Origin of the sequence: Streptomyces chlorus (assembly GCF_042655885.1) — a bacterium.
Classification (GTDB): domain Bacteria; phylum Actinomycetota; class Actinomycetes; order Streptomycetales; family Streptomycetaceae; genus Streptomyces; species Streptomyces chlorus.
Map to the genome: position 1 here is coordinate 160,866 of NZ_JBHSOA010000035.1, position 14,343 is coordinate 175,208.

General features: G+C 71.9%; 14 protein-coding genes. 8 read left to right on the forward strand and 6 right to left on the reverse strand.

Annotated elements, in window-relative coordinates; translation table 11 throughout:
* Positions 1–47: 47 nt before the first annotated feature.
* Entirely contained in the window at positions 48–1,274 is a 1,227-nt protein-coding gene (locus ACFPZI_RS17360) for an acyl-CoA dehydrogenase family protein (RefSeq protein WP_381363969.1), read from the reverse strand.
* A 170-nt stretch (positions 1,275–1,444) separates the two neighbouring features.
* Here ACFPZI_RS17360 and ACFPZI_RS17365 point away from each other — a divergent pair, with 170 nt between their 5' ends.
* Positions 1,445–2,086: a TetR/AcrR family transcriptional regulator gene (locus ACFPZI_RS17365; protein WP_381363971.1), complete on the forward strand. Its 642-nt coding sequence runs from the start codon at positions 1,445–1,447 to the stop codon at positions 2,084–2,086.
* A gap of 94 nt (positions 2,087–2,180) precedes the next feature.
* Here the strand turns inward: ACFPZI_RS17365 and def are convergent, their stop codons facing one another.
* A complete protein-coding gene (def, locus tag ACFPZI_RS17370) occupies positions 2,181–2,759 on the reverse strand; it encodes a peptide deformylase (RefSeq protein ID WP_381363973.1) in 579 nt (192 codons plus the stop codon).
* A gap of 148 nt (positions 2,760–2,907) precedes the next feature.
* On the opposite strand from def, the gene ACFPZI_RS17375 reads away from it, so the two are divergent.
* The 6 genes from ACFPZI_RS17375 (at position 2,908) to ACFPZI_RS17400 (ending at position 9,450) form a co-directional block, all read left to right on the forward strand.
* Positions 2,908–4,146, forward strand: coding sequence for a Mur ligase family protein (locus ACFPZI_RS17375; RefSeq protein ID WP_381363975.1), 1,239 nt, complete (start codon positions 2,908–2,910; stop codon positions 4,144–4,146).
* Positions 4,147–4,189: 43 nt separating this feature from the next.
* On the forward strand, positions 4,190–4,918 hold the full coding sequence (locus tag ACFPZI_RS17380) for a type 1 glutamine amidotransferase (RefSeq protein ID WP_055609394.1): 729 nt from the start codon (positions 4,190–4,192) through the stop codon (positions 4,916–4,918).
* A 190-nt stretch (positions 4,919–5,108) separates the two neighbouring features.
* Positions 5,109–6,134, forward strand: coding sequence for a 6-phosphofructokinase (locus tag ACFPZI_RS17385; protein ID WP_381363977.1), 1,026 nt, complete (start codon positions 5,109–5,111; stop codon positions 6,132–6,134).
* A 121-nt stretch (positions 6,135–6,255) separates the two neighbouring features.
* Positions 6,256–7,206: a cytochrome c oxidase assembly protein gene (locus tag ACFPZI_RS17390; RefSeq protein ID WP_381363979.1), complete on the forward strand. Its 951-nt coding sequence runs from the start codon at positions 6,256–6,258 to the stop codon at positions 7,204–7,206.
* A gap of 113 nt (positions 7,207–7,319) precedes the next feature.
* On the forward strand, positions 7,320–9,260 hold the full coding sequence (locus ACFPZI_RS17395) for a serine/threonine-protein kinase (protein ID WP_381363981.1): 1,941 nt from the start codon (positions 7,320–7,322) through the stop codon (positions 9,258–9,260).
* Positions 9,261–9,273: 13 nt separating this feature from the next.
* On the forward strand, positions 9,274–9,450 hold the full coding sequence (locus ACFPZI_RS17400) for a hypothetical protein (protein ID WP_381363982.1): 177 nt from the start codon (positions 9,274–9,276) through the stop codon (positions 9,448–9,450).
* 53 nt (positions 9,451–9,503) lie between these two features.
* Here the strand turns inward: ACFPZI_RS17400 and ACFPZI_RS17405 are convergent, their stop codons facing one another.
* Genes ACFPZI_RS17405 through ACFPZI_RS17420 form a run of 4 tightly spaced genes read right to left on the reverse strand, consistent with a single transcriptional unit; the run spans position 9,504 to position 13,574 of the window.
* Positions 9,504–10,709: a sensor histidine kinase gene (locus ACFPZI_RS17405; RefSeq protein ID WP_381363984.1), complete on the reverse strand. Its 1,206-nt coding sequence runs from the start codon at positions 10,707–10,709 to the stop codon at positions 9,504–9,506.
* Positions 10,706–12,418 (reverse strand): sodium/solute symporter, encoded by a 1,713-nt coding sequence (locus tag ACFPZI_RS17410; protein ID WP_381363986.1) that lies wholly within the window; start codon positions 12,416–12,418, stop codon positions 10,706–10,708. The genes ACFPZI_RS17405 and ACFPZI_RS17410 overlap by 4 nt, the downstream gene beginning before the upstream one ends.
* A 15-nt stretch (positions 12,419–12,433) precedes the next feature.
* A complete protein-coding gene (locus ACFPZI_RS17415) occupies positions 12,434–12,793 on the reverse strand; it encodes a hypothetical protein (RefSeq protein WP_055592721.1) in 360 nt (119 codons plus the stop codon).
* Between the two features lie 10 nt (positions 12,794–12,803).
* Positions 12,804–13,574 carry a LytR/AlgR family response regulator transcription factor gene (locus ACFPZI_RS17420; protein ID WP_381363988.1) on the reverse strand — a complete coding sequence of 257 codons (771 nt, stop codon included), beginning with the start codon at positions 13,572–13,574 and terminating at the stop codon, positions 12,804–12,806.
* A 201-nt stretch (positions 13,575–13,775) separates the two neighbouring features.
* Here ACFPZI_RS17420 and ACFPZI_RS17425 point away from each other — a divergent pair, with 201 nt between their 5' ends.
* Positions 13,776–14,258, forward strand: coding sequence for an Lrp/AsnC family transcriptional regulator (locus tag ACFPZI_RS17425; protein ID WP_055592719.1), 483 nt, complete (start codon positions 13,776–13,778; stop codon positions 14,256–14,258).
* The last annotated feature ends 85 nt before the right edge of the window (positions 14,259–14,343 follow it).

The following is a 14,343-nucleotide window of genomic DNA, read 5'->3' on the forward strand; positions in this document are numbered from 1 at the left end:
TCGCGCCACCGGGCCGCCGCTCCCCCGCCCCCAGCTCCTTGCGGTGCCTAGCGGATGGGCATGCCGGACAGGGTGCGGGCGATGACCAGACGCTGGATCTCGCTCGTGCCTTCGAAAATGGTGTAAATAGCGGCATCGCGGTGCATGCGCTCCACCGGGTACTCGCGCGTGTAGCCGTTGCCGCCGAGGATCTGGATCGCCTGGGCGGTGACCTGCTTGGCGGTCTCGCTGGCGTACAGCTTGGACATCGAGCCCTCGGCCGCCGTGAACGGCTTGCCGTTCACGGCCATCCAGGAGGCACGCCACACCAGGAGGCGGGCGGCGTCGATCTGGGTGCGCATGTCTGCCAGCTGGAAGGCGATGCCCTGGTTGTCGATGATCGGGCGGCCGAACTGCTCGCGGGTCTGCGCGTACTCCAGGGCGACCTCGTAGGCGGCGCGGGCGGTGCCCACCGCCATGGCGCCGACCGCCGGGCGGGAGGCCTCGAAGGTGGCCATCGCGGCGTTCTTCACCCTCTCACCCCCTTGCTCGGCACGCTCCCGGGCGCGGGCGAGGCGCTCGTCGAGCTTCTCCTTGCCGCCGAGCAGGCAGGAGCCGGGCACACGGACGTTGTCCAGGATCACCTCGGCGGTGTGCGAGGCGCGGATACCGTGCTTCTTGAACTTCTGGCCCTGGGAGCAGCCGGGGGTGTTCGGCGGGATGATGAACGAGGCGTGGCCCTTGGAGCCGAGCTCCGGGTCGACGACCGCGACGACGACGTGGACGCCCGCGATGCCGCCGTTGGTCGCCCAGGTCTTGGTGCCGTTGATCACCCACTCGTCCTTGGCCTCGTCGTACACGGCACGCGTCCGCATGGAGGCGACGTCGGAGCCGGCGTCGGGCTCGGAGGAGCAGAAGGCGGCGACCTTGACGTCGTTGACGTCGCCGTACATCTGGGGGATCCAGGTGCCGATCTGCTCCTCGGTGCCGTTGGCGAGGACGCCGACAGCGGCGAGGCCGGTGCCGACGATCGACAGGGCGATGCCGGCGTCGCCCCAGAACAGTTCCTCCATCGCCATGGGGATGCCGAGGCCGGTGGCGTCGAAGTACTGCTGGGCGTAGAAGTCGAGCGAGTAGATGCCGACCTTGGCGGCCTCCTGGATGACCGGCCAGGGAGTCTCCTCGCGCTCGTCCCACTCGGCGGCCGCGGGGCGGATCACATCGGCGGCGAAGCCGTGGAGCCAGTCCCGGACTTCCTTCTGTTCCTCGTTGAGCTCCATGATGAACTCGGCCATGTCCCCTCCAGCGGCGACGCACATGCATGTTACTTACGGTAACCAGAGTCTGTTACCGGCTGGTAGGGAAAGTCAACTCCCCTGGGCCCCGTCATCCCGTTCGCCGCTGGTCACACCGTCAGTGTTAGTTTGCGCAGGCGTCACCGACTCAGCAGGGGTGGGGAGAGATCATGGACACCACACAGCGGACCGATCAGCAACGGTCCGCCGACCGCCGCCGGCGCGAGCTGCTGGAGGCCGCCGACCGGGTGGTGCTGCGCGACGGCCCGCACGCCTCGATGAACGCGATCGCCGCCGAGGCGGGCATCACCAAACCGATCCTCTACCGGCACTTCGGCGACAAGGGAGGACTGTACGCTGCCCTCGCCCAGCGGCACACCGATGCCCTGCTGGCCTCATTGCGGGCGGCACTGGACGCCCCGGCGGACCGGCGGGAGCGGGTCGAGAACACCCTGGACACCTATCTCGCGGCGATCGAGCTGCGTCCCCAGGTGTACCGGTTCCTGATGCACCCGGCGGAGGGTTCACCCGGCGACCAGGGCTTCGACGTCGGCAAGCACTCGGCGCCGCTGCTGCGGCGCATGGGCGAGGAGCTGGCCCAGGTCATCGAGGAGCGGCTGGACCTCGGTCCCGGCAGCCGGCAACTGGCCCGCGTGTGGGGACACGGGATTGTCGGGATGATGCACGCGGCCGGCGACTGGTGGCTCGGCGAACGGCCTTGCTCCCGGGCCGAGTTGGTGCACAGCCTGGCCGACCTGCTGTGGGGCCGGCTGGCGGCGGCGGGCGACCGGGTCGGCGGTCCGGGGTTCTGAGCCCCGGCCCCCGGCCCGCCTCGGCGGGCCCGCCTGCTCCACCGCTCCCGTCCGCTCCAGGAGACCGCCCGTCCCCCCGATCCCGTCCGCTCCCTCAGCCCTCCGCCTCCCCAGCACCGCCCGCCCCTCGGTCCCGCCCGTTCCAGGAGGCCCGCCGCACCTGGCGGCCGAGCCTGCGCCGGCGCCGGCCGGTCAGGCGGTCGGCGTAGACGCGGCCCTCCAGGTGGTCGCACTCGTGCTGCAGGCACCGGGCGAAGAACCCCGTACCGTGCACGGTGACCGGCTCACCCGTCACCGTGCGGCCCTCGACGACCGCGTGATCGTGACGTTCCGTCCCCGCCTCCAGGCCCGGCAGCGACAGACAGCCCTCCGGGCCGCGCACCACCACCCCGTCCGTCTCGACCAGTCGCGGGTTGACCACATGTCCCAGATGACGGACGTCCTCGTCGTCCGGGCAGTCGTACACGAACACCCGCAGCGGCACTCCGATTTGGTTGGCGGCCAGGCCCACACCCTGCGCGGCGTACATCGTGGCGAACAAGTCCTCCACGAGGCGGGCCAGTTCCGGGCCGAAGTCGGTCACCTCCTCGCAGGGCGCGTGCAGCACCGGGTCGCCGAGCAGCGTGAGGGGCCGGACACGACCGTGGACACCGGGGATGGAACCGTCTCGCATGGCCGTCAGAGTACGGTCCTTGCAGCAACGCCCGTCTCATGGGTGGTGACGTGGTTCTGGAGTGCGAATGGATCTCGATAGGCTGAGGTTCACACCACGTGGCCGTCAGCCACAGGCGCGGCGCGTACGCAAGGAGGATCGAGACTTGATGGCAGGCAACTCGGACCCGCTCACGCCGCGGGCCAAGCTGGCCGTGACCGCGGGCAGGGCGGTCGCAGCGGCATCACGCGCCGCGGGACGCGGCAGCGGTTCGGTGATCGGCGGCCGGGTCGCGCTCAAACTCGACCCCGATCTCCTCGCCCGGCTCGCCCAGAACCTGGACTGCATCCTGGTGTCGGCGACCAACGGCAAGACCACCACCACCCGGCTCATCGCGGAGGCCCTGCAGGCCGCCGGTCCGGTCGTGTCCAACGCCCTGGGCGCCAACATGCCCGCGGGCATCACCTCGGCGCTCGCGGGCGGCTCGGAGTCGAAGTTCGGCGTCATCGAGGTCGACGAGAAGTACCTCGCCGGCGTCGCCCGGGACACCGACCCCAAGTGCATCGCCCTGCTCAACCTCTCCCGCGACCAGCTCGACCGGGCCGGCGAGACGCGGATGCTCGCGGAGAACTGGCGCGAGGGTCTGGCCGGTTCCAAGGCGGTCGTCGTCGCCAACTGCGACGACCCGCTGGTCGTATGGGCCGCGTCCTCCTCCGCCAACGTGATCTGGGTCGCCGCGGGCCAGATGTGGAAGGACGACGCCTGGTCCTGCCCGTCCTGCGGCGGTGTGATGCAGCGCCCCGGCGACGACTGGTTCTGCGGCGAGTGCGGCTTCCGCCGTCCCACCCCGAGCTGGGCGCTCTCCGGCGACCACGTCCTCGACCCGCACGGCTCCGCCTGGCCGATCCACCTTCAGCTGCCGGGCCGCGCCAACAAGGCCAACGCCGCGAGCTCCGCGGCCGTCGCCGCGGTGTTCGGGGTACCCCCGCAGGTCGCCCTGGAGCGCATGTACCAGGTGCAGGCCGTCGCCGGCCGGTACGACGTCGTCCAGTACCAGGGCCGTGACCTGCGGCTGCTGCTCGCCAAGAACCCCGCCGGCTGGCTGGAGACGTTCTCGCTCATCGACCCCCCGCCCACCCCGGTGATCCTGTCGGTGAACGCCCGCTCCGCCGACGGCACCGACACCTCCTGGCTGTGGGACGTCGACTACACCCGGCTGACCGGTCACCCGATCGTCGTCCTCGGCGACCGGAAGCTGGACCTCGCGGTGCGGCTCGAGGTCGCGAACCAGCAGTTCCAGGTCTGTGAGGACCTCGACCAGGCGCTGCAGCAGTGCCCGCCCGGCCGGATCGAGGTCATCGCCAACTACACCGCGTTCCAGGACCTGCGCCGCCGCGTCGGCAACTGACGCCGGCGACGCATCGCGACGTACTCACAAGGACAGTGACTTCATGAGCGACAACGGTCTGCGGATCGTATGGATCTACCCCGACCTGCTGAGCACCTACGGTGACCAGGGCAATGTGCTCGTCGTGGAGCGCCGGGCCCGGCAGCGCGGGCTCGACGTGTCCCGGCTCGATGTGCGCAGTGACCAGCCGATTCCGACGTCCGGCGACATCTACCTGATCGGCGGCGGTGAGGACCGTCCGCAGCGGCTCGCTGCCGAGCGGCTGCGCCGGGACGGCGGCCTGCACCGGGCGGTGGGAAACGGCGCGATCGTGTTCTCCGTGTGCGCCGGTTACCAGATCCTCGGCCACGAGTTCATCAACGACCTCGGCCAGCGGGAGCCCGGCCTCGGCCTGCTCGACGTCGTCTCGGTGCGCGGCGAGGGCGCCCGGTGCGTCGGCGACGTGCTGGGCGACATCGACCCGCCGCTGGGTCTGCCGCCACTGACCGGTTTCGAGAACCACCAGGGCGTCACCCACCTCGGTCCGACGGCCCGCCCGCTCGCCCGGGTGCGCTTCGGCAACGGAAACGGCACGGGGGACGGCACCGAGGGCGCCTACAACGACACCGTGTTCGGCACGTACATGCACGGTCCGGTGCTGGCCCGCAACCCGCAGATCGCGGACCTGCTGCTGAAACTGGCGCTCGACGTCAACGCGCTGCCGCCGACCGACGACCACTGGTACGAGGCACTGCGGGGCGAGCGCATCGCGGCCTCGCAGCAGCCCGCGTAACACCCGCGACCGCGTCCGGACGGGCCGGTGCCATCCGGCCCGTCCGACAGCTGGTCCGCACAGGTGAGCGGGGTCGTCCAGTAGGCGGACGCGCGCTTCGACCCCACCCTCCGGTGCCGCTAGGGTGGCGGGGATCGAGCCGGACGACGCGGTCCGGTCCCGGCCCACGGCTAGAAGGTTGTTTCGGGCTATGCGCATTGGTGTCCTCACGTCCGGCGGCGACTGCCCCGGCCTGAACGCCGTCATCCGCTCCGTCGTCCATCGCGCCGTCGTCGACCACGGCGACGAGGTCATCGGCTTCCGGGACGGCTGGAAGGGCCTCCTGGAATGCGACTACCTCAAGCTCGACCTCGACGCGGTGGGTGGCATCCTCGCCCGCGGCGGCACCATCCTCGGCTCCTCCCGGGTACGTCCCGAGCATCTGCGGGACGGTGTGGAGCGAGCCAGGGGATACGTCCAGGAGCTCGGCCTCGACGCGATCGTCCCGATCGGCGGTGAGGGCACGCTGAAGGCGGCCCGGCTGCTGTCGGACAACGGCCTGCCGATAGTGGGCGTGCCGAAGACCATCGACAACGACATCGCCGTCACCGACGTCACCTTCGGCTTCGACACGGCCGTCGGTGTGGCGACCGAGGCGCTGGACCGGCTGAAGACGACCGCCGAGTCCCACCAGCGGGTACTCATCGTGGAGGTCATGGGCCGCCACACCGGCTGGATCGCGCTGCACTCCGGCATGGCGGCCGGCGCGCACGCGATCGTCGTACCGGAGCGGCCCTTCGACATCGACGAGCTGACCGCGAAGGTCGGTGCGCGGTTCTCCGCGGGCAAGCGGTTCGCCATCGTGGTCGCCGCGGAGGGCGCCAAGCCGCGGGCCGGGACCATGGACTTCGACGAGGGCGCCAGGGACGTCTACGGCCATGAGCGGTTCGCCGGGATCGCGCGGCAGCTCTCCGTGGAACTGGAGACACGGCTCGGCAAGGAGGCGCGTCCGGTGATCCTCGGGCACACCCAGCGAGGCGGGACACCGACGGCGTACGACAGGGTGCTGGCCACCCGCTTCGGCTGGCACGCCGTGGAGGCCGTGCACCGCGGGGAGTTCGGGCGGATGACGGCGCTGCGCGGCACGGACATCGTGACGGTGCCGCTGGCCGAGGCCGTCGAGACGCTGAAGACGGTGCCCGACGACCGCTACGCCGAGGCGGAGTGCGTCCTGTAGCGCCTGACGTTCCGGCAGCCGCCGGGTGAAGCCGCCCCCCCCCGGTCGCCGTCGCGGCCGGGGGCGGTTCTACTCTGGTGCGGACAGACGGCGCACAACCCCCACGAAACGGAGCCGGCGGATGGATCACAGCGGGCACGGCACGACCATGGATCTGCCGCCGTTCACGCTGGGGCGAGGGCTCGCCTGGTCGGCGGACCCGTTCTTCCTCGTCGCCTGCCTGCTGGGGCTGGCGCTGTACGGCTGGGCGGTCGTCCGTCTGGTGCGGCGCGGCGACAAGTGGCCGATCGGACGGACCGTGTCGTTCTTCGTCGGCGTGCTGAGCGTCGGGCTCATGATGTGCACCGCGCTGAACGACTACGGCATGGTCATGTTCAGCGTGCACATGGTGCAGCACATGGTCATCAGCATGGTGTCGCCCATCCTGATCCTGCTCGGCGCCCCGATCACACTGGCGCTGCGCGCCCTGCCGCCGGCCGCCCGTGGCCGCAAGGGGCCGCGCGAACTGCTGCTGATGCTGCTGCACAGCCGCTACATGCGGGGCGTCACCCACCCGCTGTTCACCATCCCGATGTTCATCGCGAGCCTGTACGCGCTGTACTTCACCCCGCTGTTCGACTTCCTGATGGGCTCCCAGGTGGGGCACATCGCGATGATGGTGCACTTCCTCGCCGTCGGCCTGGTCTTCTTCTGGCCGATCATGGGCGTGGACCCGGGCCCGCACCGGCCGGGGCACCTGATGCGGATGCTGGAGCTGTTCGCGGGCATGCCGTTCCACGCGTTCTTCGGCATCGCGCTGATGATGGCGTCCACCCCGATGGTGACAAGCTTCCAGAATCCGCCTGGCTCCCTGGGCATCGACGCGCTCTCCGACCAGAACGCGGCCGGCGGTATCGCCTGGGCGTTCAGCGAGATCCCGTCCGTGCTGGTGCTGATCGCGCTGCTGTTCCAGTGGTACGCCTCGGACCAGCGGCAGGCCAAGCGCACCGACCGGGCCGCGGACCGCGACGGGGACAAGGAACTCGAGGCGTACAACGCCTATCTGACCTCATTGAACGCAACCGGGAAATGAGCCCCTTTCGATCCCTTTCTCTCCTCCTCGCTCACTTTCTTCCCGATTCACCTGAAGGGTGCCGCCGTTCAGTAGCATGAGCCGCCAGGGCGAGCCGCCGGGGGGAAGCGGTCATGGCACTGCGCGCGTCGTCGTCGGGAGCGGGCCGGGTCGTCGCCGGCCGCTATGTGCTGCTGCACCGGCTGGGCCGGGGTGGCATGGGGCATGTCTGGCTGGCCCATGACCAGAGACTCGCCTGTGAGGTCGCCCTCAAGGAGATCGTGTTCCACGATCCGGCCGAGCCCGGCCAGGAGCGGGAGACCAGGGTCGCCCGTGCCCGCGCGGAGGCCCGGCACGCGGCCGGTCTGCGTGATCACCCGCATGTGGTGACCGTGCACGACGTCATGGAGCACGAAGGCCTGCCGTGGATCGTCATGGAGCACGTGGCGGGCGCCGTCGATCTGCGGGAGCTGGTCGCCCGGGGCGGCCCGCTCGCCCCCGCCGAGTGCGCCCGGATCGGGCTGGCCGTGCTGGACGCGCTGACCACCGGTCACGAGCGGGGCGTACTGCACCGGGACGTGAAACCGGCGAACATCCTGCTCGCCCCGGACCGCACCGGAGCCCCGTACGGGCGGGTCCTGCTCACCGACTACGGCATCTCCGTGCAGCCCGACACCGGTGAGACGCGGTACACCATGGCGTCGGGGGTGGTCGGCACCGCGGGCTGGCTGGCGCCGGAGCGGGCCATCGGGAGTCCGGCGACGCCGGCCGCCGACCTGTTCTCCCTGGGCTGCACGCTGTACCACGGCGTCGAGGGGCGCGGCCCCTTCGAGCGGGAGTCGCCGCTCGCGTCGATCGCGGCGGTGGTCACGGAGGAGCCTCGCCGGCCGGTGCGGGCGGGCGCCCTGGAGCCGGTGCTACGGGGTCTGCTCGAGAAGGATCCCCAGCGGCGGACACCCGCCCGAATGCTGGAAGCGGAGCTGTCGCGGCTCGTCACGCCCCGGTCGGAGTCGTACACCCGGCCGCCCACCGATCTGGGTTCCCAGCCGCCCTGGGCCTCGTCGGACCCGCCCGGGAGCATGGCAGCGCCTGCCACGAGCACTACAGGGCCCACGGGAGCCGCGGGACGTGCGGGAGCCGCGGGACGTGCGGGAGCCGCTGAACCTGCGGATCCCGCGGCACGTGCGATACCTGCGGGACGTGCGGGCCCCTCGGCGGCCGGGACCGTCCCCACGCACCAGCGCCCGCGCCACCCCGTCCTGCGCGCCGCCGTCGCCGTCGGGCTCGGGGTGGTGCTGGCCCTGGGGGGCGCCTGGTACGCGCTGGCCGACCGGACGGGCCACGGCGGGGTGGTGACGGCGCCGTACGGAGATGCCGTGGGGCTCGCCGAGCCGCTCGAGCGGGGCGACTGTGTGCGCGCCGTCTGGCCCGGCGGCCGCCGGTTCACGGGCGTGCCCCGGCTCAGCGTCGAACCGGCCTGTGCCGGCGGGGCGGGTCGGGAGGTCGACGGGCAGGTCGTGGGGTTCGTCGGAGCCTCCTCCGCCGAGGAGGCTCGGGAGCTGGGTCCGGCCCGGTGCGAGGAGGCCACGCGGGAGTTCCGCGGGCGTATGGCCGCAGTGCGCCCGCTCGCCGTCGTACCGGTCCCGGAGGGGTTCGAGGAGGCCGGGCGGCGCACCGCCTGTCTGGTCCTGGGGGCGCGCGGGCCGACGTACGGGCCGCTCGGCGGCCGGCGCCCGTTCGGCACGGTGTTCACGGACACCGTGCCGATGCAGCGCCGGGACTGCCTGGACGCGCGTCCGGGGCGTCAGGCCCTACTGGTGCCGTGCGGCGGCCGGTACGACGAGCAGGTCCTCGGATTCACCCGACTGGGCGAGGATGTCACGCTCGCCGAGGCGCGCGAGGTGTCGGACGCGGCGTGCGCCCGTGATGTGCCCCCGCGTGACTACGGCTTCGACCCGTCCGTCCACGAAGCCGGGTCGTGGACCGGTGAGCGGTCCTGGGAAACGGGCGCACATGTCGTCGTGTGCACCGCAAAAAGGCGGAACGGGGGCACCATGGAGGGAACCGAACCATGAGGAGGGTGTCGCGATGCCCGTTTCCAACAACGGTTCCACCTCGACGAAGACCATGGGAATGCTCACCGTCGGCGGGCTCGTCGCCGTGACGGCCTACACGGTGGCGCTCGGCAGCAACGGATGGCTGTGGTTCGGCTGGGCCGTCCTGGGACTGATCACCCTCGCCATGGTCGCCACGCGCAGCGCCTGAGCCGCCCGCGGTCCGTGGCCGGGCCGCCCGCGGTCCGCACCTGACGGGCCGGCTCACTTCGGTGTGAGCCGGCCCGTCAGGTGCACGCCCGGCTGGTACTTCGGCAGCCGGACGGTGACCCTCATGCCGGCGCCGACCGCGGTCTCGATGACGAGGCCGTAGTCGTCGCCGTACACCTGGCGGAGCCGGTCGTCGACGTTGGACAGCCCGATGCCCCCCGTGTGGCCGACCTCGCGGGCGAGGATGCGCCGCAGCAGGCCGGGGTCCATTCCGGCGCCGTCGTCCTCGATCACCACGAGGGCTTCGGCGCCGGCGTCCTGTGCGGTGATCTGGATGTGGCACTTGTCGGCCTTGCCCTCGAGGCCGTGTTTGACGGCGTTCTCGACGAGCGGTTGCAAGCAGAGGAAGGGCAGCGCGACCGGCAGCACCTCGGGGGCGATCTGCAGGATGACGGAGAGGCGGTCACCGAAGCGGGCCCGGACCAGCGCCAGATAGTGGTCGATGGCGTGGAGCTCGTCGGCGAGGGTGGTGAAGTCGCCGTGCCTGCGGAACGAGTAGCGGGTGAAGTCGGCGAACTCCAGCAGCAGTTCACGGGCGCGCTCGGGGTCGGTGCGCACGAACGAGGCGATCACGGCGAGCGAGTTGAAGATGAAGTGCGGGGATATCTGCGCCCGCAGCGCCCTGATCTCGGCCTCGATCAGGCGGGTGCGGGACTGGTCGAGGTCGGCCAGTTCGAGCTGGACGGAAACCCAGCGGGCCACCTCTCCGGCCGCCCGGACCAGGACCGCGGACTCGCGGGGCGCGCAGGCGACGAGGGCGCCGTGCACCCGGTCGTCGACGGTGAGCGGGGCGACGACGGCCCAGCGCACCGCGCAGTCGGGGGTGTCGCAGGTGAGTGGGAAGGCCTCGCCGCGGCCGGAGTCGAGGGGCCCGGCCAGGCGTTCCATGATCTCGGTGCGGTGATGAGCGCCGGCGCCGTCCCAGACGAGGACCTGTTCGCGGTCCGTGAGGCACAGGGCGTCGGTGCCGAGCAGGGAGCGCAGTTTGCGGGCGGACCGGCCGGCGGTCTCCTCGGTCAGTCCGGCCCGGAGCGGGGGTGTGGCCAGGGAGGCGGTGTGCAGGGTCTCGAAGGTGGCGTGCTCGACAGGTGTGCCGAGGCCGGCCAGTCCGGGCGGCCGTGCGGTGCGCCGGCCGAGCCAGAAGCCCGCGGCCAGCAGAGGCAGGACGGCGACGCACAGGCCCGCCAGGAATCCACTCACTTGGACACCTCCGTCCGTAGTTCCTCCGGCAGGTGGAACCGGGCGAGCACTACCGCCGTGCCGGGCGGCACCCGGCCGGGGGTGGCCAGGGAGACCAGGATCATGGTGAGGAAGCCCACCGGCACCGACCACAGGGCGGGCCAGGCGAGGAGCGCGTGCCAGGCTCCCTGGCCCGGGTAGCCGGCCATGGTCGCGGCGACGGCGAGAAAGGCGGAGCCGCCGCCGGCCAGCATCCCGGCCGCCGCGCCGGGCGGGGTGAGCCGGCGCCACCAGATGCCCAGGACGAGCAGCGGGCAGAACGAGGAGGCCGACACGGCGAAGGCGAGCCCCACGGCGTCGGCCACCGGGAGCCCGCCGACCAGGATGCTGGCCAGGAGCGGGACGGCCATGGCGAGCACCGTGCCGAGCCTGAAGTGCCGTACGCCGCGCGAGGGCAGGACGTCCTGGGTGATCACGCCGGCCACGGCCATGGTCAGCCCGGACGCCGTGGACAGGAACGCGGCGAAGGCTCCCCCGGCGACCAGCGCGCCGAGCAGGTCGCCGCCCACTCCCCCGAACATCCGGCCGGGCAGCAGCAGCACGGCGGCGTCCGCGTCGCCGGTGAGGGTGAGCTCGGGGGCGTACAGGCGGCCGAGGGCTCCGTAGACCGGGGGCAGCAGGTAGAAGGCGCCGATCAGACCGAGAACGGCGACGGTGGTGCGGCGGGCGGCGACGCCGTGCGGGCTGGTGTAGTAGCGGACCACTACGTGCGGCAGGCCCATGGTGCCGAGGAAGGTGGCGAGGATCAGCCCGTACGTGGCGTACAGCGGGCGTTCCTCGCGGGACTCGGCGCGGGAGGGCGAGAGGGCGTCGTCGGCGCCGCGTCCCGCGGCCGGGACCTCGGACCCCTTGGCGAAGATCAGCCGGGTGCCGCCGTCGATGCGGTGGGTGCCGGCGGGCAGGCGGACCTCGGTGCCGTCGTGTTCGCGGCCGTCGACGGTGCCGTCCACGGTGACGGCCAGCGGTGCGGTGATCCGCAGGTCGACGGTGTCGTCGACGCGGACGACACGCTGTTCGCGGAAGGTGGCGGGTTCGTCGAAGGCGTGGCTGGGCGCCCCGTCGCTCTGCCAGGCGAGGACCAGGAACAGTGCGGGTACGAGCAGGGCGGTGAGCTTGAGCCAGTACTGGAAGGCCTGCACGAAGGTGATGCTGCGCATGCCGCCGGCGGCGACGATGACGGTGACCACGGCGGCGACGATCACTCCGCCGAGCCAGTCGGGGGCGCCGGTCAGCACGGTCAGGGTGAGCCCCGCGCCCTGGAGTTGGGGCAGCAGATACAGCCAGCCGACGCCGACGACGAAGGCGCTCGCGAGCCGTCGCACGGCCTGCGAGGCGAGCCGGGCCTCGGCGAAGTCGGGCAGCGTGTAGGCGCCGGAGCGGCGTAGCGGGGCGGCGACGAACAGCAGCAGGACCAGGTAGCCGGCGGTGTAGCCGACCGGGTACCAGAGCATGTCGGGGCCCTGGACCAGGACCAGGCCGGCGATGCCGAGGAAGGACGCGGCGGAGAGGTACTCGCCGCTGATCGCGGCCGCGTTCAGGCGGGGGCCGACGGTGCGGGAGGCGACGTAGAAGTCGGAGGTGGTGCGGGAGATCCGCAGACCGAAGGCGCCGACGAGGATGGTCGCCAGGACGACGAGGGCCACGGCGGGAACGGCGTAACTGGAGTTCACGGCGCCTGCGTTCCCTCAGCGGTCCTCGACGAGCCGCACGAAGTCGCGTTCGTTGCGTTCGGCGCGGCGTACGTACCAGCGGGCGAGCAGGACCAGCGGCGGGTAGAGCCCGAAGCCGAGGACCGCCCACTCCAGTCTGCGGGCGTCCGGGGCGGCCGCGAAGACCAGCGGGAGCGGGCCGATGAGCAGGACGAGGACGGCGAACACGGTCAGTCCGGTGCGCAGTTGGATACGCATCAGGGAACGGACGTAGGTGTGGCCGAGGGTGGTCTGCTCGTCGATCTCGGTGCGCGGGCGGTAGTAGCCGAAGGAGCGGCGGGCACGGCGGGGCGGGCCGGTGACGACCACGCGGCGTTCGGTCGGGTCCTGGGGCACGCGTTCTCCCCTAGCTCGTGGTCCGGCGCATCAGCAGGTCCCGCAGTTCACGGGCGTGCCGCCGGCTGACCTGAAGCTCCTCGGAGCCGATCAGGACGCTCACGGTGCCCGCGTCGAGGCGGAGTTCCCCTATGTGGCGCAGGGCGACGAGATGGCGGCGGTGGATGCGGACGAAGCCGCGCGAGCGCCAGCGTTCCTCCAGTGTGGACAGCGGTATGCGGACGAGGTGGCTGCCGCGGTCGGTGTGCAGGCGCGCGTAGTCGCCGTGGGCCTCCACGTGCGTGATGTCGTCGACGGCGACGAAGCGGGTCACGCCGCCGAGTTCGACGGCTATGTGGTCCGGGTCGGGTTCGTGCACGGGGATGCGCGGGGTGCTGCCGCGCTGTGCGGCGGCGCGCAGTTCGACGACGCGACGGACCGCCTCGGCCAGCCTCTCCTTGCGGACGGGCTTGAGCACGTAGTCGACGGCCTTGAGGTCGAACGCCTGCACGGCGAAGTCCTCGTGGGCGGTGACGAACACGACCAGCGGCGGCCGGGCGAACCCGCCGAGCAGCCGGGCGAGGTCGAGACCGTCGAGGCCGGGCATCTGGATGTCGAGGAAGACGACGTCGACGGCCTCGGGTCCGTCGTGCCCCGACTCCAGGGCGCGGTTGATGCGGCGCAGCGCCTCGGTCGCGTCGCCGGCGCCCTCGGCACTGCCGATGCGGGGGTCCGCGTGCAGCAGGTAGAGCAGTTCCTCCAGCGAGGGGCGTTCGTCGTCGACGGCCAGGGCGCGCAGCATGAAGGTGGAGTCTAGAGGGGATTGCCACGTCTGGACATGGCTCGGACGTGGGCTTTTCCGTCGGCCGGGAGGGGCTCGGGCGGCCCCGCGGGCCCGGGGCGGTGCACGGGCGCCGCGGCGACCGGCACCGGTCGCCGCGTGACGGCGGGGACGCTCACCGCGTGACGGCGGAGGCCGGCCGGTGCTGGTTACAGTGCGGGTATGAGCAGCAGGCCCGCGCCGTTCGACGAGCTCGACCGACAGATCGTCACCGCGCTGATGGCGAACGCCCGGACGTCCTTCGCCGAGATCGGCGCGGCGGTCGGTCTGTCGTCGACGGCGGTCAAGCGCCGGGTGGACCGCCTGCGCGAGACGGGGGTGATCACCGGGTTCACGGCGACGGTGCGGCCGTCGGCGCTGGGCTGGCGTACGGAGGCGTACGTCGAGGTGTACTGCGAGGGGGCGGCGCCGCCCCGGCGGCTGGCGGAGGTGGTGCGCAACCATCCGGAGATCGCCGCGGCGATGACGGTGACCGGGGGTGCCGACGCGCTGCTGCATCTGCGGGCACGGGACGTGGAGCACTTCGAGGAGGTGCTGGAGCGGATCCGTGCGGAGCCGTTCATCCGGAAGACGATCAGTGTGATGGTGCTGTCCCATCTGATCCCGGAGAGTCCGGAGGCGGGCGCGAGCCAGCCGGCTCCGTAGAGCTCACGGGCCTCGCACGAGGCGCAGCAGACGTGCGCGGAGCAGTCGGAACACGCAGCATTACTGCGTGAGTGCGCAACTCATG